Raw genomic sequence first — 19,445 nt, forward strand, 5'->3', positions numbered from 1 at the left:
ACCCCAAAAATCGGGATTAGACTGCTGGCTACAGCTTAATTGCATCTCATTTGGTACCCACCCCAATAAAGAAGAGGGTTTTCGATGCTTATTAAGACTGAATACGATATTCAATTTAATCTTTCCATGCCTACGCCGATGATGGCGATGCTGCATCTACACCCGTCACTTGATTCTCAGGTGAAGGCAGGCAATGATCTAAAGGTCGAACGCATCGACCGCGAGACGAAGACCGACGTTCCGGTGTCCGAGTACTACGATGTGTTTGGAAATCGCTGTACCCGGTTTATGGCTCCCTTCGGGTCTATTCGGCTGAGTGGAAATAGCGTCGTTGAGATGGAGGCAGCACCAGATTCTATCAACGCGCATGCGCAGCAGGCTCCTGTGGAGAAGTTGCCGTCGGAGGTACTTCAATTTTTGCTCGCAAGCCGATATTGCGAGGTGGATCAGTTCGGACCGATCTCACAAGATCTCTTTGGCCACATGACGCCGGGCTGGACGAGGGCTTCGGCGATTCGGGATTGGGTGCATCAGAAGGTAACGTTCAACTACATGACAGCAAGATCCACTAAGACGGCTATGGATGTCTTTGCGGAGCGAGTTGGAGTGTGCCGGGACTATCAGCATCTCGCGATTACGCTGTCACGGTGTCAGAATATTCCGGCGCGGTATGTAACCGGCTATCTGGGAGATATTCGCGCTCCGTACAGTGGTGCAGGCGACTTCAGCGCCTGGTATGAGGTGTTTCTCGACGGGCGCTGGATGACGATGGATGCACGACATAATGAACCGCGTATTGGTCGCGTGCTGATGGCGACAGGGCGAGATGCGGCAGACGTTGCGCTAACAACTTCGTTCGGGAATGCAGCTTTGACGAACTTCTATGTCGATAGCTATGAGGTATTGGAAGATGGGACAACGGTTCCGAGTTTGCCTGGAACCGTACCACAGGCAGCTATTGTGACGTCTGCGAACAGGAGTTCGGCTGGCGCAATTCAGGGCTTCGCGGAGTAAAAGGTGTAGGTTGCCCTGTAGGGAACGCGAGCGCTGGTATTGATGTGCTGAGCATCGCAACCGGTGGCAGGAGCTACGCCCCCGTGAGTGTCAGAGCGGCGGATGAACTCAACTTTGGTCATGATGCCAGTTCCGGAAGCGCCTGATGCCCTCAGGAGGAGCCAGGGGATGGAGTTGGGGTCCGATGAGGCGGCTTTCACGAGCACAACGCCTTTGACGGAGCTGCCATCTTTCGAGTTCCAGGCGGGACCAGCGCTGTGTGTGCCTGCAGGATTGCCCGAGGCATCGGTGAGGTTTGCTTCCGGAGCCTGAAACAGCCATTCCGGTCCGGAGGGACCTTGCTGACAGATGTAGATTTGGATCCCTTTGCCGGTAACGGTGAGGATGGGGTGTTGCGTCGATGGTGGCTCGCTCTGGGTTTGGGCTATTGCGATGGAAGCAAAGCAAAAACTGAGCGTTGAAAGAGTAAGGATCGCAACGAAGCTCCGCATTGGTTCTAGTTTAGCTCGCAAATGAGTTTGGGAGAAAGATGCGGGGGATTCAGTTCGAAGTTTGAGTGAACGAATCGGAGTGCGCCGAAATACGGGCGATGGGAGGATACTGGAATGACGATGACAGATGCAGTGAAGACGAGTGCGGGCGGTGCGGTTCCCAGCTATTTTCCCGGAAAACAGTGGCAGCAGGTGCTGGGACGAGACGCCACAGCAGATGGACAGTTTGTCTATGCCGTGAAGTCGACGAAGGTTTATTGCAAACCGAGCTGCGCAAGTCGGCGGCCATCGCGAAAGAATGTAACGTTCTTCCCTACCCCGGCGCTGGCTGAGGCTGCTGGATACAGAGCTTGCAAGCGCTGTGAACCGGAGAGGACTGAGGCCAAGGCAGATCCGCAGGCCGGGGCCATCGCAGCTGTCACAGAGTATTTGAAAGATCACGCGGAGGAAAAAACTCGGCTGGCTGATGTGGCGAAGGCCACTGGTGTTGGTCGGCTGACGATTTTGCGTGGGTTTAAACGGGTGCTGGGGGTAAGCCCAGGGCAGTATGCGAAGGAGGCCCGGCTGGAACGCTTCAAGAGCAAAGTGCGAGAGCCGAAGAAAGTGAAAGCACCGATTACGGATGCGATTTATGAAGCAGGGTTTGGGTCGAGCAGCAGGTTGTATGAAAAGAGCGCCGCTACGTTGGGGATGACACCGCGAGTGATGCGGGAGGGCGGGGCCGGACTGTTGATTCGTTATTGCACCGCACCGAGCCCGCTGGGAAGGATGCTGGTGGCGACGACAGATAGAGGGATCTGCTCGATTGCATTTGGCAAGGATGATAAAGCGTTAGTCGGGGGGCTGCGGGAGCAGTTTTCGAAGGCGCAGCTGGTGGTGTCCAAGGGAAATACGGGATGGCTTGCGGACGCGGTTGCGTTTGTGACGAGCCAGCTTGGAGAACATCCGCTGGCGGCTACGTTCCCGATGGACGTGCGGGCGACAGCGTTTCAACAGCGAGTTTGGAAGGCGCTGCAGGCGATTCCACGAGGAGAGACGCGAAGCTATTCGGAGGTGGCGCTGCAGTTGGGTGCGCCTACGGCTTCGCGGGCGGTTGCGGGAGCGTGTGGAGCAAATCCGATTGCGATTGCGGTGCCCTGTCATCGGGTGGTGGGCAAGGGTGGAGCGTTGACTGGATATCGGTGGGGCGTGGAGAGGAAGCGGCGGTTGCTGGAGGCTGAGAGAGCTTGACGCCGTGATAGGCTGCGGCATGCAACTAAGCGGACTTGCGAGGATAGGTGTTAACCGGGGATGAGTGCTGCAACGAGTCATGTAATGCCAGATGGCTTTAAGCGATGGCTCGTGGCAAGTGTGAGTGTCCTGCTGATTTCTCTGGGCCTGGCGCTGGCGGATATCGTTGCAGCCTTTGTTTATTTCGCGGATAAGACAGATCCCATCTGGGTCACGGTACTTGGAGTTGTTGCGGCACTGGGAATCGCATTAGGGTTCGCGGGATTTTTTCTGCTCATGGCGATTGCGGGGTGGCAGTCGCACCGTGAGTCGAAGCGAGTGCAGGTGATACCGCCTGGTCATAGAGATAACGGAAGTGCAGGCTAGCGGTCGGAGCAAGTTGAAATGCTGGTTAAGATGCGTTTCCGCGCTCAGAAAATGATTCTTTGATGTGCTTGAAAATAGATGAGTTCCTTGAAACGCCTCCAAGTAAAGGTGTCGGAACGGCGAGGCATACTGGTATTCTGGAACCACCTGCAACGACTTTAGAAAAATTTGAGACGAGGTAACGAATGGCGACAGCGACGATTGATCAAGCAGCAGCAGCCCCGCAATACAAGGTAGCGGATATCTCTCTGGCAGAGTTTGGCCGTAAGGAGATTGATATTGCCGAGCAGGAGATGCCAGGGTTGATGTCGATCCGCAACAAGTATGCTGCGGGCAAGCCGCTGGCCGGCGTTCGGGTGACGGGCTCGCTGCATATGACGATTCAGACAGCCGTGCTGATTGAGACGATGGTTGCGTTAGGCGCGACTGTGCGCTGGGCAAGCTGCAACATCTTCTCGACGCAGGATCATGCAGCGGCGGCGATTGCTGCCGCGGGCGTCTCCGTGTTCGCGTGGAAGGGCGAGACGCTGGAGGAGTTCTGGTGGTGCACGAACGAGTCGCTGAAGTTCAGTGACGGTAAGGGTGGACTGCTTGGGCCACAGCTTGTGATCGACGATGGCGGCGATGTGACGCTGTTAATCCACAAGGGTGTGGAGATGGAGAAGGGCGATAAGTGGATTAACTCGCCTTCTAGCTCGACCGAAGAGGATGTGATCAAGACTCTCTTGAAGAAGGTGCATGCAGAGCATCCGACGCGCTGGCAGGATGTTGCCAAGGAGTGGCGTGGCGTTTCGGAAGAGACGACGACCGGTGTTCACCGGCTGTACAAGATGCTGGAGAAGGGCACGCTGCTGGTGCCTGCGATCAATGTCAACGATTCAGTGACGAAGTCGAAGTTCGACAACCTTTACGGCTGCCGTGAGTCGCTGGTGGATGGCATCAAGCGCGCGACCGACGTGATGGTTGCGGGTAAGGTTGCTGTTGTTTGCGGATACGGTGATGTGGGCAAGGGTTCGGCGGCTTCGCTGCGTGGGCTCGGTGCTCGCGTGATCGTGACGGAGATCGACCCGATCAATGCGCTCCAGGCTGCGATGGAAGGCTATGAAGTTACGACGATCGAGGAGACTCTCGGTCGCGGCGATATCTATGTGACCTGCACAGGTAACGTCGACATCATCACCGTTGAGCACATGAAGCTGATGAAGGACCAGGCTATCGTCTGCAACATTGGACACTTCGACAATGAAATCCAGATGGAGCCGCTGAATGCGCTGAAGGGCGTAAAGAAGCTGAACATCAAGCCTCAGGTGGACAAGTACACGTTCGAGGGCGGAAACAGCATCTTCGTTCTGGCCGAGGGCCGATTGGTAAATCTGGGTTGCGCGACTGGACATCCGAGCTTCGTGATGTCGAACAGCTTTGCGAACCAGACACTGGCGCAGCTCGATCTGTGGAAGAACAAGGACACGTACAAGATCGGGATTTACATTCTGCCGAAGAAGCTGGATGAAGAGGTAGCACGACTTCACCTTGAAAAGATTGGCGTGAAATTGACCACGTTGTCGAAGAAGCAAGCGGATTATTTGAGTGTTCCGGTGGATGGGCCCTACAAAGCAGACCACTATCGCTACTAAACTTGAGCGAGATACACAGAAGGGCCGCCAAATATCTTTTGGCGGCCCTTCTGCTTGCGCATCGAGAGAATCAAGTCGGCTTGTTCAGTCTTCAACGTTCAAGTGAGGCCAGTTCTTGCTGCGCGGACGTCATCGCGATATGCCAAGGATCTGAGGACAGGAGGGTGGGCGGGGATCAGTTTGCTGCGGCGGGAGTGTAGTCGTCAGCGGTGATTACTTGGAGTCCAGCCGTGGTGACGGGCTGTTGATCAATGAGAATGACGGTGCGAGCAGAGCCTGCGGAGTAGTTGACCTGGGGTCCGGTGTAAGCAGCAGCGGTGGCGCTGGGAGCAACGCCGGTGGGGACCATGACGATGGTATATGTACCGGTCGGAATATTGAGATAGCCAGTATTGGCACCGAATGGGACACCGGTAATTAGAGGGGTCACGGCAGTTAGTTTCTGGCCGGCTGGAACGAGATAGATGTCCACGGCGCCGGCACGAGTGGCCTGGTCGATGAAGCGAAGCGCTATCTGCCCCAGAGGGGCCGGTTGGCCCTGGTCGACGAGAACGAGTTGCTGGAGACTGGAGGCAGAGTTGCCGATCAGGACGGTGTATTGGGTCGAGGCGGCCAGCGTGGCCTTCGAGGAGGAGAGGACCTGCCTTGTCCCGGCGGTTTCGGCGCTGATCGTATCAATACCGGGCGATAGCGGAACGTACGATGTGACGGTGCCGAAGTCAAGGTTGAAGGCAACGGCCGCAGAGCCCCGATAAAGATCGAAGCCGGGGGTATCAGCAGAAGCAGCGATGATACGAACCTGCGATTGCGGAGCGGAACTGATGGCCTGGCAGCCGGTGAGGGTCACTAAAGCGGCAGCGGCTGCAAAGAGGTGAACGGAGAGACGGGCGGGATGGAATAATTTGTCGAACATTGACCGTCGGGCTCACGAACACATTTCGGGTAGGAACGCTGCTATCAGTCACTCTAACCGATTTCACCGTACAGGCGACGGTGGAGTTGAGTGAGACTATGGCTAAATTGTGGGAGTAGCTTGAGTTGTGGCCAATCAGTGCACAGGCTCTAGCTTACGGCACAGATAAGAAGGGTCATGTCGTCGTGCTGCGGTGCGCCGGCGGTGAACTTGTCTGCGGCGTCGAAGATGCATGTGAGGATTTGCTGGGCGGAGGCGGTGCAGCTCGGCTGGTCAAGGAGCTGATTGGCTGTAGCGATCATACGGTCCTCACCCCACTCCTCTTTGTCGTGGTTCATGGCCTCGGAGATGCCGTCGGTGAATGCGAGGAGGACATCGCCTGATTCAAGCTGGATGGTGGCCTGGGCGTATTCAGCGTCGGGAAGCAGGCCGATAACCGTTCCCGTAGGTTCGAGAGCGATGGCCTGGGAACGACGGAGAACGTACGGAGGATTGTGGCCGGCGTTGACGTAGGTCAGGATTCGGGTGACGGGATCGAATTCGGCGTAAAAAAATGTTGCGTAGCGATTGGTAGTAGAGGACTCGTAAACCAAGTTGTTGACATTGGATATGAGGGCGGCAAGATCTCCCTGCTGCAGGCCGGCAATGCTGCGAAGACTGGCGCGCAGGCTGGCCATGAGGAGCGCCGCAGAGATGCCCTTGCCGGAGATATCCCCGAGAGCGAGCGCCAAATGAGGTTTCCTGGGTGGACGTGAAGGAAGAAGAAAGAAATCGAAGTAGTCGCCGCCAACGACCTGGGCGGGTCGGCAGAAGCCGGCTAGGTCTACACCCGGGACATGTGGGTATGTCTGTGGGAAGAGTCGCTCCTGCACCTCGCGGGCGATTTCGATCTCGCGAGAGATTCGTTCGCGCTGTGCGACTTCGGTGGTGAGGGTTTCAAGGAGTTCGGCATTTTCGAGAGCCAGGCCTGTCTGTGAGGCGATGGTCTGAAGAAGTTGTCGGTCGGTCTTGCTATAGGGTTCTTCAGAGCGCTTGGGTCCAAGAGCGATGACGCCAGCAAGACGACTGCGACCAGGAAGTGGGACCAGGAGCTCTGTAGAGAGGTCGGCGAGGGCTGTACGTTCGGCGTCGCTGGCATTCACGAGCCAACTAGATGGGTCGTCACGATAGACGTTGGCTGGGGTCTTATCGCGGGTGAGGGTTGTGATTGTGGTCGATGCAGCAGGCAGGGAGAAAACCTGCGCGGTACCGGGGATCATAGGAGTGCCGGTGGCAAGCTGCAGCTTGAAGGTCTCACCGCTACGAAGGAAGACTGCGATGCGTTCGATGTGCAGTGTCTCTCCTAGGCGGCGTGTGATGGTTTCGAGGAGAGGTGCTACTTCGGTAAAATTTCGCGCCTCATCGGAGAGTTCCGAGAGAAGTTGCTCGGTGGAGTAAGCCTCGCGGAAGAAGCGCTGGTCGATCTTTTGCTGCAGGCGTTTGGAGAGGATGAAGCGGAAGGCAAAGAAGACGATAACGATGCCGACCATCCGAACGATATCGACGTTGCGCTGAGGCCCGGGGTGAGAGAGAAAGTCTTTCAACGACAAGGCCAGCCAGATTCCGAGCAGAACTCGTATGGTGATGAGCGATTGGCGGGCGAAGGCGTATCGGGAGCCCTGGCGGATGAGGATGCTGACGTCCATCGCTCGCTGGACGATGACGACGTAGGCAAGGGAGAGCGGAAAGAGAAGCAGGATCAGGAATACCGAGAGGTCAATCCACTGCGGGATGTCCTGACCTAGATCGGTGTGCCGGTAAATGGAAATGATGACAAGAATGAAGAAGGGCGTAAGGCCAATGGATGTCCCGAAGTACAGGACACGGAGGCGACGGCGCGCATCTCCAGTAGCCTGCGAGATTTTGGGAAAAAGAGCGAGGAAGAACCACGAAATTGCAGAGGAACTGAGGAGATTTTCGGTCGTGTTGATGGCATAGGCGTAAGGCAAAAACCTATGAATCACGCTGAAATTCCACATGTCTCCATAGGAGAAGAAGAAATCAAACGGAATGAGAAGAAGGATAGGAATGGCAATCAGCCATTTGACCCATGGAAGCTTGACATCTAAAGGCGAGCGCTCGGGAAAGTAGACACCGAAGAACATAAGGCAAAGCGGCATAGCAGTCTGGGCCGCGATGTTCCAGAAGAAAGCAAATGGTTGGATGAACGAGTTCGTAATGAGGGTGACGTTGACAAAAAGAGGGTCGAAGTAACTGAGAATGCCTAAAATGAGCCAGGCATGCGGATTGCGAGGGCGCGCGAAGACCACCCAAAGCCCAATGAGGAGACACAAAAAGGGCAGCACGGCGAACGTGAGTCCGGCCGCTATCGCAAAGGCAGAGCGCTTTTCAGGATGGACAGCAGTAAGGCGAATAGTCGTGGTTTGAATCGCTGAACTGAGACCACGACGGTAGGTAACCGTCATTGAATCGCCTGGGGAGGAGCGGCGAATGTGATCCAGAGCGACCTTGCGCCCGGTGTAGGGTTGGCCGTTGATGGAGACGATGGTGTCAGATCGCTGAAGGCCAGCAGCACGGGTCTCTTCGCTGTCACCTGCAATATTTTCCTGCGGGTAGCCACTGTTGAAGGGAAAACGAACAAGCCTGTCGCCGTGTGCGAAGACGTTATAGTTCAGCACAGCGCCGCCGTACGCATGCAACAGTGCAAGCGCGGCTACCACGGCGAGACAGAAATATTGAAGGCGTGCGGATTTGTGAGGCATAGGCCAGTTACTGAGATGTCGGTTGCTGAGATGGTAGCAGCGCTATCGGATATTGGAACGAGTAAGTTGTTCAAATAAGACGGGCATCCTTGCCTGGATGCCCGTCTGAATAAATCTAAATCGTTGCTGGCTATTTTTTGGGGTGGCTGGCGATGATCTGGTCTTTGATCTTGTTGTATGTGGCCTGCGGGAGAATGCCACGGGTAACGAGTTGGTTCTTCGCCGTGTAAGGGCGGCCATCGATGATGCGCTTTGCGTAGGCATCGCCGATGCCATTGAAGGCCTTAAGTTGGTCGGCGGTGGCGGTGTTGATGTCGAGCGGCGCGGCAGAGGCTGCAGCGGAGGGGGCGGCAGGTTTTGCGGTTTGGGCAACGGCCGCCGCTGGGATTAAGGCTGGAATTGCTGCAAGCAGGAGCGCGGCGGAGAGAAGTTTGTGGCGAAGATCGAGCATTGTAGGTCTCCTTCTATTGGCTGTGGGCTTTACAGCGGAAGAGTACGAGAGTAGGCAGGATGCGTCAAGCAATCTGTACTCTGCGCTCCCTCTCCGAGAGTTCTGCTTGCTCATAAATTAGGCAAGTTGACTTCTCGATGCTCGAAAGCTACCCTGAAGTTGTCATGAGCAAGCTGCACCTCCATCACGGACATACCCACCATCACGCGAAGAGCGTGTCGGCGGCTGTGTCCTGTATGGCAAAGTAACAACTGCTCACTCAGGATTTGGAAAGGCCCGCTGACGCGCACACCGCGAGCGGGCCTTTTTCTTGCGTGACGAAGAAAACTGGAGAGTTACGAATGAGCGATGCAGTGAAGATTGATTTTGCGAAGATGGATGGCCTGGTTCCGGGCATGGTGCAGGATGCAAAGACGGGCGAGATACTGATGCTCGGTTTTCTAAACGAAGTGAGTTATGCGAAGACACTCGAGACTGGGTATGTCACGTTCTGGAGCCGAACGAGGCAGAAACTCTGGATGAAGGGCGAGACCAGCGGCAATCGTCTGCGGGTGATCGACGCTTCAACTGACTGCGACAACGATGCCTTGCTCTTCAAGGTCGAGGTCGAAGGCGATGGCTTGGTATGCCACGAGGGCACGGTGAGCTGCTTCACGAAAAACATTGCGATGGAGGCAAAGTGAACGAGACACAATCAAAAGAATCGCAGAAGTTGAAACTAGGTATTCCGAAGGGAAGCCTGCAGGATGCAACGATCGCGCTGTTCGAACGGGCAGGGTGGAGAATCTTCGCGAATGGTAGAAGCTACTTTCCTTCTATCGACGATGTGGAGATCGAGTGCATGCTAGTACGAGCGCAGGAGATGGCACGCTATGTCGAACATGGAGCGCTGGATGCTGGGTTAACCGGCAATGATTGGGTGCTGGAGAACGAGACCGACGTGGAATACGTTACGAGTCTCACTTATTCCAAGCAGAGCCGGCAAAAGGTTAAGTGGGTGCTTGCTGTCCCGGAGGACTCTCCCTTCCAAAAGCCTGAAGACCTGGCGGGTAAGATTATCGCCACGGAGTTAGTTGAGTTTACGAAACGGTATTTCGCGGGGAAGAATATTCCCGTGACGGTGGAGTTCAGCTGGGGCGCGACGGAGGTAAAGCCACCGACATTGGCTGATGCGATTGTTGAAGTAACAGAGACTGGGTCGTCTTTGCGAGCAAACCGGCTACGAATTATCGAAACGTTGATGGAGAGCGAGACGCAGCTCATTGCGAACAAGAGCGCATACAAGGACTCCTGGAAACGACGGAAGATTGAGAACATCTCACTGATGCTGAACGCAGCGATAGCAGCACAGGGACGCGTAGGGCTTATGCTGAATGCGCGAAAGAGCGATCTGCAAACGATCGTCGGCGTGCTGCCGGCGTTGAACTCACCTACAGTGTCACAGTTGAGCGATCAGGAATGGGTTGCATTAAACACGATTCTCGATGAGGCGCTGGTTCGCGAGGTAATTCCGAAGCTGAAGGCTGCAGGAGCTACCGGAATTGTTGAGTATCCGCTAAGTAAAGTGGTGCTTTAGAACAGTAGAGAATTTAAAGATGAGGTTGGTGCTTCTGATGAAGCTGGTAAAAACATTTGGTCGAGGCAGGGTCGCAGCAGATGCACTGATTGAGTCTTTGGAACGCCGTGGATTGGTAACCACGTCGCGCGTTGAACCCTTGGTACGGAAAATTCTCTCTGCGGTACGTAAAAGCGGCGACCGCGCTCTACTTAAATATGCGACGGAGCTTGACGGACTCACGACTGGCGAGCGCCTGTTGGTCTCTCGAGAAGAGATGAAGTCAGCCTGGGATTCGACGGCCCCGAAGCTACAAGCCGCAATGATGGTGGCACGAGGAAATATTCTTGCGTTCGCTGAAGCGCAGTTGCCGCCGGAATGGAATATTTCTCCTGCGGCTGGAGTGAAAACGGGGCAGATTGTTCGACCACTTGGAAGTGTTGGATGCTATGTACCTGGGGGACGCTACCCGTTGCCGTCAACGCTATTAATGACGGTGACGCCGGCACAAGTAGCCGGAGTAGAACGAATTGTCGTATGTTCGCCAAAGCCTGCAAAAGAGACCATGGCGGCTGCATGGCTGGCTGGAGTGACGGAGTTCTATCGAGTAGGGGGGGCGCAGGCGATTGGCGCGTTGGCTTATGGGACGGCAACGATTGGCAGAGTCGATAAGATTGTAGGTCCTGGAAATCTCTATGTTACGGCAGCAAAGATGCTGGTCTCAAGTGAGTGTGGAATCGATATGCCAGCAGGTCCGACCGAGATCGTGGTGACGAGCGAAACGGGCAAGGCAGCGGGTATTGCAGCGGACTTGGTTGCACAAGCTGAGCATGATCCAGAGGCGCTGGCAGTATTCATTACGAGCAACGAAGCACTAGCCAAAGCAGTATCGCTTGAGGTGAAGGCTCGAGCGAAAAACAACACGATTGCGAAACAAGCGCTGGCCGCTCAAGGGTGCATATTTGTAACAGCCACTGTTCAAGAAGCACACCAGCTGACGAATCGACTTGCACCTGAGCATTTGTCAATCGACACATCAGCAGATTTGAAGTGGGTTAGAAACGCGGGATCCGTGTTTGTGGGAGAGTACGCTCCACAGTCGATGGGAGACTACATCTCTGGCCCAAACCATGTACTCCCAACAGGTCGCGCTGGCCGAGTCAGAGGCGGCCTAAGCGTGTTGGACTTTGTTAAGGTGATTACCGTTCAGCAGTACACACATACAGGATTAAGGCAGCTGGGGCCACATGCAATTACGCTGGCAGAAGCAGAAGGCTTGAAAGGGCATGCAAAAAGCGTGCAAGTGAAGATGAAATGAGGACCACTACCAATTTGGTTACTGAGTTGAAGACGGTTCGGCCGCGCAAGGCAGTTCTGGAGATGCCGGAGTACCATCCGCCGTTGGCAGGAAGAGATGCATTGCGCCTGGACTTCAACGAAAACACATTCGCTCCTTCGCCTAAGGTGATGGAAAGATTGCGCGCAGTGACAGGAGAAGAGTTAACAAAGTATCCCGAGAGAGAACCTGTAGAACGCATTGTCGCGAAGCACTTTGGCTTGCAACCGGAACAAGTTCTACTGACGAATGGCGTAGACGAGGCGATTCATCTGATGTGCGTGACGTTTCTCGACGCTGATGATGAAGCACTGATCTCTACACCGACGTTTTTTATGTACGACGTAAACATAAAGATGATGACGCCGCATCTGCGAAAGGTACAGGCTGGTGCGACGCTGGAGTTTCCGTTTGAACGGTTTATGGCAGCAATTACAGAGCGCACAAAGCTGATTATTGTTGCCTCGCCCAATAACCCGACGGGCGCAGTCGTTAAGCGAGAGCATCTGCTCGCTATCGCCGCTGCGGCTCCACATGCTGTGATGATGGTGGATGAAGCCTACTATCATTTTCATGGCGAGTCGACGATGAAAGATTTCGCGACGGCACCTAACTTGATCGTGGCTCGCACTTTTTCGAAGGCATATGGATTGGCAAATCTGCGTGTTGGCATGCTGGCTGGAAACGCCGAGTTGTTGAAGTTCGTGCGGAAGACCGGCTCTCCGTACAACGTAAATGGAGTAGCGTTGGCTTGTCTGCCGGCAGCAATTGCAGATGACGAATATATTGCTTGGTACACCGAGCAGGTGCGCGTGGGAAGGGAGCGGATGATGAATGGTCTCCGAGAGTTAGGAGTTCCCTTCTTCTTCAGCCATGCGAATTTTGTACTGATGAATATTGGGCCAAAACATAAGGCGTTGGTGGAGACAATGCATACGCGAGGGGTTCTACTGAGAGATCGATCGACCGATCCGGGATGTGATGGCTTCGTGCGCATCACAATTGGATTAGAAGAGCATGTGACACGGGGCCTCGATGCTTTAGCAGCTTCGTTGCAAGAGATCGAGTGGGTCCCGACAGTATGACGAAGACTAAGGCGCCAGAGATCCGCTCAGGAATAATCAAGCGAAATACTACAGAGACGCAGATCGCACTGAAGCTCGTTGTCGACGGACAGGGAGCTTACAAGGTATCAACTGGTATTCGTTTTTTCGACCACATGCTGGAGCTCTTCGCAAGGCACGGTGGATTCGATCTGGCGTTGACGTGTACTGGCGACCTTGATGTCGATCAGCACCACACGGTAGAAGACGTTGGGATTGCGCTAGGAGAGGCGTTTGGCAAGGCGTTGGGTAATAAGAAGGGCATCCTGCGCGCTGGTTACTTTGTAATGGCTATGGACGAGACACTCGCCGTGGCTGCGGTGGATCTAAGCGGGCGCGTTGCTTACGTCGTCGACGACAAGGTAAAAGTGCGATTAGTAGGAGATTTCCAAACCGAGTTGCTAGCTGATTTTTTTGATGGGTTTGCTCGTGGAGCAAAGGCAAATGTACATGTGAAGACCATGTATGGCCGCAGCAATCATCACAAGATTGAAGCAATTTTTAAGGCTTTCGCAAGGGCTTTGCGAGGTGCTTGTTCGCGGGATGAGCGAATGAAAGAGATGCTGCCTTCAACGAAGGGTTTGTTGTAAGACGCGAGCTAAAAATGATTGCAGTGGTCGATTACAAAGCGGGCAACTTGACCAGCGTGGTAAAGACATTGGACTACCTGCGTGCGACCAAAATCATTGTCACTCACGACCCCAAAGTAGTGCTTCGTGCTGCGAAAGTTGTGTTGCCCGGGGTAGGGCATTTTCAGGCTACTTCTTTACTGAGCGAGTTGGGACTGACGGAAGCGGTACGCGAGAGTGTAGCGAAAGGCACTTGGTTTTTGGGGATTTGTGTTGGCCTGCAGTGGCTATTCGACGGTTCGACTGAGGCGCCAGGCGTAGCCGGTCTTGGACATTTTGGCGGGATGTGCGAAAGATTTCCTGCTCGTCACGAAGGGACTCAGTTGAAGTCGCCTCATGTGGGATGGAATTCACTCGAAGGTGTGAGAGAGGATTCGCGATTGCTGCGTGGCGTGAAGAATGGCGGGTTTGTTTATTACACGCACTCGTGGCGAGCTCCTGTGGTTCATGCAACCTCCGCCGTTACAGAATATGGCGGAGCATTCACTAGCGTGGTGGAAAAGGAGAACGTCATGGGGGTGCAGTTTCATCCCGAGAAGTCGAGCGCCGTGGGCTTACAGGTTTTGAAGAATTTTCTGGAGTTGTAAATTATGCCATTTATGTATGAGTTGAAACTTGGGGCGGAAGAGCCTTCGTATACATTTGTCCAGCAGTTGGTACCGCAGGGGTCGCTCGTGGGGACTGGACAGGCGGTCTGTACGTTGACGGATGGGGCCATGGAGTTCCATGTGCTCGCGCCGAGGCAGGGATTGGTGGTGGAGTGGTTTGTGGAGCATGGAGCGGTGATCGAGGATGGAGATTCACTGGCTCGGATCGTGTGTGAGGGTGAGTCGGTTGCGGTACCCGCAGCTTCGCCGATGAGGCTTGGGTAAGGATGCTGACGAAGCGGATCATTGCTTGTCTGGATGTGCGCGGTGGACGCGTCGTGAAGGGCGTGCAGTTCGTCGACATCGTCGATGCGGGCGATCCGGCGGAGTTGGCGCATCGCCATGCTGCGGCGGGAGCGGATGAGATCGTGCTGCTGGATATTACGGCGACACATGAAGGTCGTGGAACGCTGCTCGATACGGTGAAGCGGACGGCAGCGACGTTGTTCGTGCCGTTTACGGTTGGTGGTGGAATTCGCTCAGCGGAGGATGCTGCTGCGGTGTTCGATGCTGGCGCGGATAAGGTGAGTATCAACTCGTCGGCAATTGCGCGGCCTGAGTTGATTGAGGAGATTGGTGCGAGCTTCGGAGCGCAGGCTGTGATTGTGGCGATCGATGCTCGTCGAGTTGAAGGACGAAGCGTTGAAGAGGCTGAAGTTTTTGTGAGCGGCGGTCGGAAGGCTACCGGGCGCCGGGTTTTGGATTGGGCTCGTGAGGCGGAGTCGCGGGGGGCTGGGGAGATCTTGTTGACTTCGATGGATACCGATGGGATGCGGAGTGGTTTTGATTGTGAGTTGACCGAGATGGTGAGTGGGGCGGTGCAGATTCCGGTGATTGCGTCGGGTGGAGCGGGGACTGCGGGGCACTTTGTTGAGGTGTTTGGGCGAGGCCGGGCGGATGCTGCGCTGGCTGCCAGCATCTTTCACTTCGGCGTGACGGACTCGCGGGAGTTGAAGGGTGAGTTGCAGCGGGCTGGCGTGCCGGTTCGGCTTCCCTGCTAGTTATTTGAAAGATCTGTCCTGCCGGACGGGCCCACTTCGCGTGGGGCGGTCACTTCGTGACTTGTGTACCTTTTATTGCGAGCTGAGCGGCGATGGCCATCCCTTCGGTCGGGGTTTTTATGCTTCCATTGCGCCGGAGTAGACGGCCATCCCAGCTACTGCGTCTACGCCCATCGCGTCGAGTGCTTCGATTTCGCTTTGCTCTTTTATTCCTCCGGCTACGATTAATTGCTTGGCGGTGCAGGCTCTTAGGATGGCGGCTACGTCGATGGGGAATCCTTGCATGGTGCCTTCGGTGTCTACGTGGGTGTAGAGGAAGGCGGCGCAGTAGTCTTCGAGCCAGGTGATGGCCTCTTCGGGGGTGAGGTCTACGGAGTCCTTCCAGCCTTTGACCGCTACTTTGCCTGCTTTGGTATCTACGCTGAAGACCAGGGCCTCTTCACCGAGTGAGGACTTTAGGCCTTCGGCAAACTCGAGGTAGATGAGCTTATGGCGGCGGATGTGGTCGGGTTCTGCTGGGCGGAAGAGGCTGGAGCTGTAGATGACTCGTTTTGCGCCGGCTTCGAGGAGGAGCTTGCCGTCTTCGACGGTCTTGAGGCCTCCTCCGACCTGGCAGGGGAGACGTTTGCAGATCATCTCGATGAGGGAGCGGTTGTCGCCCTTGCGCATCGCTGCGTCGAGGTCGATGAGCTGGACGAGCGGGTATTTGGCGAAGCGTTCGATCCAGTATTCGAAGTCGTCGAAGGCTAACTTTAGCTTTTCGCCCTGGACTAGTTGGACGATCTTCCCGCCCATGAGATCGATTGATGGAATTAGCATGCTTTCTTCTTTCTCGTTACTCGATCTTGCGTTCTGCCGGACGGGCCTCCTGCGCGGAGGGCGGTCACTTCGTGACTTGTATACCCCTCCCTTTGGTCGGAAGATTCTTTCTTAGCTGAAGCCAAGGACCGGGTGAGGGATGTATGGCTCTTCCAGCGACGTGACCTCTTCTGGTGTCAGCTTGACGGTGAGCGCGGCTGCGGCGTCAGTCAGGTGGTTAGGTTTGGTCGCGCCGACGATTGGTGCGGTGATGTATGGTTTGCTGAGCATCCACGCCAGGGCCAGGGTTGCGCGAGGGATGCCTCGCTTTTCGGATAGCTCGCCGAGACGATCCACTACTTTTTTGTCGGCGTCTTCGGTCTTGGTGTAGATGGATTTGGCGAACTGGTCGGTGTCGTTGCGTTTGGTGGTCTCTGAACCCCACGCACGGGCCAGACGTCCGCGAGCCAGCGGACTCCAAGGGATGACGCCGATGCCTTCAGCCAGACAGAGGCCCATCATCTCGCGCTCCTCTTCGCGGTAGAGGAGGTTGTAGTGGTTCTGCATGGAGACAAAGCGGGTCCAGCCGTGGCGGTCGGCGACGTAGAGAGCCTTGGCGAACTGCCAGGAGTACATGGACGACGCTCCGATGTAGCGGACCTTACCGGCCTTCACGACGTCGTGGAGGGCTTCCATGGTCTCCTCGATGGGAGTCTCGTAGTCCCAGCGGTGGATCTGGTAGAGGTCGACGTAGTCGGTGCCGAGGCGCTTGAGGCTCTGGTCGAGTTCGTAGAAGATCTGCTTGCGTCCTAGGCCCTTGGCGTTGGGGTCGTCGCGCATGGCGTTGAAGAGCTTGGTGGCGATAACGGTGTCTTCGCGCTTGGTGTTGGCTTTGAGGAAGCGGCCGAGGAGTTCTTCACTGGAGCCGACGGTGTAGATGTTGGCGGTGTCGAAGAAGTTGATGCCGAGGTCGAGGGCCTGCTTGAAGAAGGGCTGGCTGTCGGCCTCGTTGAGGGCCCAGGCGTGGCTACCGGGACGAAGTGGACCAGCGGGCGGGACGCCATAGGACATGCAACCGAGGCTGAGGCGAGATACCCTGAGGCCGGTCTTACCGAGATTCACGTATTCCATGCCGACTCCTGCTCTTGAGACGTTGGAGGGGTACCCCCCCCCCGGGTTGGTACCTTTAAGTTGTTTGTAATGAGTATTATGCGATTTTACATATCTGCAAAATATTCATTTCAAATGGGTTACAGCTAAAAATAAGATACGAGACGACTTACGGCGAAGACACCCAATTCGTGAAAAAGATACGATGATGCTCTTTTCATCCTGTATCCAGTATAGTCGCTTGGCCACAACTCATACGCCTCGCCGATATGCTTGTGGGTCAATGCTTTAGCTTCATTTTGGACTTGACAGCGTTGAATGGAAGCGCTGTGCTCAGGTCGCGTCGGCAGGTGCTAGAATTCTGGCCTGCCTATGATTGCCTGAATTGGATGCGTCCAGCGGTTGTGACTCCGGAGTTGTTGGGCCGGATTGTGTCTGCCTGCTTTTCTCACCTTTGTTCAGGAGATCTCCAATGTCGCTTCGATGCCTTGACGATATCGTCACGCCACGTCTTTGTTTGATTACTACAACGCCTGAGATGCTGATCTCAGAACAGGCCGGCGAAGGTCGGCTTGGCGAGCTGATTCGGTGCGCGGTACCGCCGAACTGGCCCCATGAGAACTGGGAGCCGCATGTCTACGATTTTCTGCTGAACCAGCTTCGGGAGCATCCGGAGCAGTTGGGGTGGCACCGTTATGTTGGTCTGGTTTCGCCGGATGGGTCGCGTACTCTAGTTGGTTCGCTGGGTGGGTTTACTAAAGCTGACCCGTCGGAGGCCGAGATTGGATATGGTTTTTTGCCGGAGTTTCAAGGGCAAGGTTTTGCTACCGAGGGTGCGCGGGCGTTGATCGAATACCTTCGCGGCGAGGGAGGGATTGTGAGCGTGATTGCTCATACGTTTCCTTCGATACCGGCTTCGATTCGGGTGATGGAGAAGTGCGGGATGGTGTTTGACGGGGATGGGGAGGAGGCGGGGACGGTTCGATATCGGTTGGCTTTGCGGCCGTTGGTGCAGGCGCCTGTCCTTACTGGATGAAGGACAGGCAACGGCAAAAGCAGATCCCTACGGGATGACAACAAAAGAACAGGCAACAGCAAAAGCAACCGCAACGGTAAATGCGGCGGTTCTTCGCTTCGCTCAGAATGACAAGAGGTTGCGGCTAGATGAGGCCTGCGGGGTTAGTCGTCTTTGCCCTGGGCGTCGGCCATGGCGTAGTAGCCTTTGCGGGCCTGGATCTTCTGGCCGGGCTGGCAGGTGATGTTCAGGGTGCGGAAGGTGCCGTCGATCTTGGCGTTGGTGGGTGTGAAGCTGGCTAGGTATTGGGTGCGGAGCTCGTCCTGGATCTGATCGAAGGCTTCCTGAAGCTTTTTGCCGTTGTTGCCGACGTTGATGACGCGGCCTCCGGTGTCGGTGGCGAGCTTCTGCATGTCGCGTTCGCCGGTGTCGGCGAGGTTGATGCCGAAGCCGCCGCCGTAGAAGCCGCGGTCAGAGAGAAGGATGACGTAGATGATGGTGTTGGCTTTTTGCGCGGCCTCGGTAGCGGTCTTCAAGGTCTCTTGTGAGCCCTGGTCGCCGCCGTCGGTGAGGAGGACGAGGATCTTGCGGCCTGCCTCCTGACGGAGCTTGTCGTGGGCGGCGAGGTAGACGGCGTCGAAGAGGAGGGTGCCGCGGGCGGAGCCGTTGCCGGTGACGGAGCCGGTGCCTGCGCCGGTGTTGATCTCGGCGCTGTCGATGGAGCGCTTAATTTCGCGGGGGCTGTTGGTGTAGTCGGAGAGCAGGTTGACGTTAATGTCGAAGGAGATGAGGAAGGCTTCGTCTTTGGGGGTGAGGACGTCTTTGAGGAACTCGGCGCCGGACTGCTGCTCGAGGGGGAGGACGTTTTTTTGGCTGCCGCTGGTGTCGAGGAGGATGCCGATGGTGAGGGGGAGATTTTTCTCCTGGGTGAAGTTCTTGGTCTTCTGGGGGGCCTTGTCCTCGAGGATGCTGCAGTCGTCTTTGTGGAGGTTGGTGATGAAGCCGCTCTTGTCGCGGACGGAGAAGTAGACGTTTACGAGGTTGACCTGGACTTTGAGGGTCTGGGTGTCGCCGATATCGACGGGCTGGGCAGCGGCGTCGCTGGCGGGGGGCGGGCCGCCGGGTTCGGGTGCCTCCTGCGCGTGGAGGATGGGGGCGAGAGCGAGGGTGAAGATGGCGGCAGCGAGGCAGAAAGAGCGCATACTCCATTAGACGACGAAGTTGCGGGGGAGTTTGAAGAAAATGTGTTGTTGCGAGATCGAGCGCAACGTTGAGATGAGCCGGGACGTCCAACGGGTATGGCTGGTTGAGTCTGAATTGTTTGGGGATGGCGGCGGCGATGTTGCGCTGATAGTCTGTTAGTTGGTAAGGCTTTGGGCTCTGAGGGCCG

20 protein-coding genes are annotated in these 19,445 nt (G+C 55.8%); 13 read left to right on the forward strand and 7 right to left on the reverse strand.

Going from position 1 to position 19,445, the window contains the following annotated elements; translation table 11 throughout:
• The first annotated feature begins 84 nt into the window (after nucleotides 1–84).
• Nucleotides 85–1,014: a transglutaminase-like domain-containing protein gene (locus tag RBB82_RS06125; protein ID WP_433974226.1), complete on the forward strand. Its 930-nt coding sequence runs from the start codon at nucleotides 85–87 to the stop codon at nucleotides 1,012–1,014.
• Here the strand turns inward: RBB82_RS06125 and RBB82_RS06130 are convergent.
• Nucleotides 996–1,505 (reverse strand): DUF3455 domain-containing protein, encoded by a 510-nt coding sequence (locus tag RBB82_RS06130; protein WP_433974227.1) that lies wholly within the window; start codon nucleotides 1,503–1,505, stop codon nucleotides 996–998. The two genes, RBB82_RS06125 and RBB82_RS06130, sit on opposite strands and share 19 nt — an antisense overlap.
• A 114-nt stretch (nucleotides 1,506–1,619) precedes the next feature.
• Between RBB82_RS06130 and RBB82_RS06135 the strand changes: the two genes are divergently transcribed.
• The 3 genes from RBB82_RS06135 to ahcY all read left to right on the forward strand — a co-directional run bounded on the left by RBB82_RS06135 (nucleotide 1,620) and on the right by ahcY (nucleotide 4,735).
• Nucleotides 1,620–2,735 carry a bifunctional transcriptional activator/DNA repair enzyme AdaA gene (locus RBB82_RS06135; protein WP_433974228.1) on the forward strand — a complete coding sequence of 372 codons (1,116 nt, stop codon included), beginning with the start codon at nucleotides 1,620–1,622 and terminating at the stop codon, nucleotides 2,733–2,735.
• Nucleotides 2,736–2,819: 84 nt separating this feature from the next.
• On the forward strand, nucleotides 2,820–3,101 hold the full coding sequence (locus RBB82_RS06140) for a hypothetical protein (protein WP_433974229.1): 282 nt from the start codon (nucleotides 2,820–2,822) through the stop codon (nucleotides 3,099–3,101).
• Between the two features lie 185 nt (nucleotides 3,102–3,286).
• The gene (gene ahcY / locus RBB82_RS06145; RefSeq protein ID WP_433974230.1) at nucleotides 3,287–4,735 is read left to right on the forward strand and encodes an adenosylhomocysteinase; all 1,449 of its coding nucleotides are present in this window, start codon (nucleotides 3,287–3,289) and stop codon (nucleotides 4,733–4,735) included.
• Between the two features lie 175 nt (nucleotides 4,736–4,910).
• Here the strand turns inward: ahcY and RBB82_RS06150 are convergent, their stop codons facing one another.
• The 3 genes from RBB82_RS06150 to RBB82_RS06160 form a co-directional block, all read right to left on the reverse strand.
• Nucleotides 4,911–5,648, reverse strand: coding sequence for a DUF4397 domain-containing protein (locus RBB82_RS06150; protein ID WP_433974231.1), 738 nt, complete (start codon nucleotides 5,646–5,648; stop codon nucleotides 4,911–4,913).
• 149 nt (nucleotides 5,649–5,797) lie between these two features.
• Nucleotides 5,798–8,410: a SpoIIE family protein phosphatase gene (locus RBB82_RS06155; protein WP_433974232.1), complete on the reverse strand. Its 2,613-nt coding sequence runs from the start codon at nucleotides 8,408–8,410 to the stop codon at nucleotides 5,798–5,800.
• 130 nt (nucleotides 8,411–8,540) lie between these two features.
• Nucleotides 8,541–8,861 (reverse strand): ComEA family DNA-binding protein, encoded by a 321-nt coding sequence (locus tag RBB82_RS06160; protein ID WP_433974233.1) that lies wholly within the window; start codon nucleotides 8,859–8,861, stop codon nucleotides 8,541–8,543.
• Between the two features lie 341 nt (nucleotides 8,862–9,202).
• On the opposite strand from RBB82_RS06160, the gene hisI reads away from it, so the two are divergent.
• From hisI to hisF, 8 genes are read left to right on the forward strand one after another with little or no spacing between them, the layout of a single operon-like run.
• Nucleotides 9,203–9,544: a phosphoribosyl-AMP cyclohydrolase gene (hisI, locus tag RBB82_RS06165; RefSeq protein WP_433974234.1), complete on the forward strand. Its 342-nt coding sequence runs from the start codon at nucleotides 9,203–9,205 to the stop codon at nucleotides 9,542–9,544.
• Nucleotides 9,541–10,437: an ATP phosphoribosyltransferase gene (gene hisG / locus RBB82_RS06170; RefSeq protein ID WP_433974235.1), complete on the forward strand. Its 897-nt coding sequence runs from the start codon at nucleotides 9,541–9,543 to the stop codon at nucleotides 10,435–10,437. The genes hisI and hisG overlap by 4 nt, the downstream gene beginning before the upstream one ends.
• A gap of 37 nt (nucleotides 10,438–10,474) precedes the next feature.
• The gene (gene hisD / locus RBB82_RS06175; protein ID WP_433974236.1) at nucleotides 10,475–11,734 is read left to right on the forward strand and encodes a histidinol dehydrogenase; all 1,260 of its coding nucleotides are present in this window, start codon (nucleotides 10,475–10,477) and stop codon (nucleotides 11,732–11,734) included.
• Nucleotides 11,731–12,837, forward strand: coding sequence for a histidinol-phosphate transaminase (hisC, locus tag RBB82_RS06180; protein WP_433974237.1), 1,107 nt, complete (start codon nucleotides 11,731–11,733; stop codon nucleotides 12,835–12,837). Before hisD ends, hisC begins: the two co-directional genes overlap by 4 nt.
• Nucleotides 12,834–13,445 carry an imidazoleglycerol-phosphate dehydratase HisB gene (gene hisB, locus RBB82_RS06185; RefSeq protein ID WP_433974238.1) on the forward strand — a complete coding sequence of 204 codons (612 nt, stop codon included), beginning with the start codon at nucleotides 12,834–12,836 and terminating at the stop codon, nucleotides 13,443–13,445. The genes hisC and hisB overlap by 4 nt, the downstream gene beginning before the upstream one ends.
• A 14-nt stretch (nucleotides 13,446–13,459) precedes the next feature.
• Entirely contained in the window at nucleotides 13,460–14,071 is a 612-nt protein-coding gene (hisH, locus tag RBB82_RS06190; protein ID WP_433974239.1) for an imidazole glycerol phosphate synthase subunit HisH, read from the forward strand.
• Nucleotides 14,072–14,074: 3 nt separating this feature from the next.
• A complete protein-coding gene (locus RBB82_RS06195) occupies nucleotides 14,075–14,356 on the forward strand; it encodes a biotin/lipoyl-containing protein (protein WP_433974240.1) in 282 nt (93 codons plus the stop codon).
• A gap of 2 nt (nucleotides 14,357–14,358) precedes the next feature.
• The gene (hisF, locus tag RBB82_RS06200) at nucleotides 14,359–15,132 is read left to right on the forward strand and encodes an imidazole glycerol phosphate synthase subunit HisF (RefSeq protein ID WP_433974241.1); all 774 of its coding nucleotides are present in this window, start codon (nucleotides 14,359–14,361) and stop codon (nucleotides 15,130–15,132) included.
• 117 nt (nucleotides 15,133–15,249) lie between these two features.
• On the opposite strand, the gene RBB82_RS06205 is transcribed toward hisF, so the two are convergent.
• Both RBB82_RS06205 and RBB82_RS06210 read right to left on the reverse strand, forming a co-directional pair.
• Nucleotides 15,250–15,951 carry a HisA/HisF-related TIM barrel protein gene (locus tag RBB82_RS06205; protein ID WP_433974242.1) on the reverse strand — a complete coding sequence of 234 codons (702 nt, stop codon included), beginning with the start codon at nucleotides 15,949–15,951 and terminating at the stop codon, nucleotides 15,250–15,252.
• Nucleotides 15,952–16,062: 111 nt separating this feature from the next.
• Nucleotides 16,063–17,061, reverse strand: a complete 999-nt coding sequence (locus RBB82_RS06210; RefSeq protein WP_433974243.1) for an aldo/keto reductase — start codon at nucleotides 17,059–17,061, stop codon at nucleotides 16,063–16,065.
• A gap of 451 nt (nucleotides 17,062–17,512) precedes the next feature.
• On the opposite strand from RBB82_RS06210, the gene RBB82_RS06215 reads away from it, so the two are divergent.
• Nucleotides 17,513–18,076 (forward strand): GNAT family N-acetyltransferase, encoded by a 564-nt coding sequence (locus RBB82_RS06215; protein WP_433974244.1) that lies wholly within the window; start codon nucleotides 17,513–17,515, stop codon nucleotides 18,074–18,076.
• A 143-nt stretch (nucleotides 18,077–18,219) separates the two neighbouring features.
• On the opposite strand, the gene RBB82_RS06220 is transcribed toward RBB82_RS06215, so the two are convergent.
• Nucleotides 18,220–19,257 (reverse strand): VWA domain-containing protein, encoded by a 1,038-nt coding sequence (locus tag RBB82_RS06220; RefSeq protein WP_433974245.1) that lies wholly within the window; start codon nucleotides 19,255–19,257, stop codon nucleotides 18,220–18,222.
• Nucleotides 19,258–19,445 lie beyond the last annotated feature (188 nt).

Source organism: Tunturiibacter lichenicola, from assembly GCF_051013355.1.
Taxonomy (GTDB): domain Bacteria; phylum Acidobacteriota; class Terriglobia; order Terriglobales; family Acidobacteriaceae; genus Edaphobacter; species Edaphobacter lichenicola_F.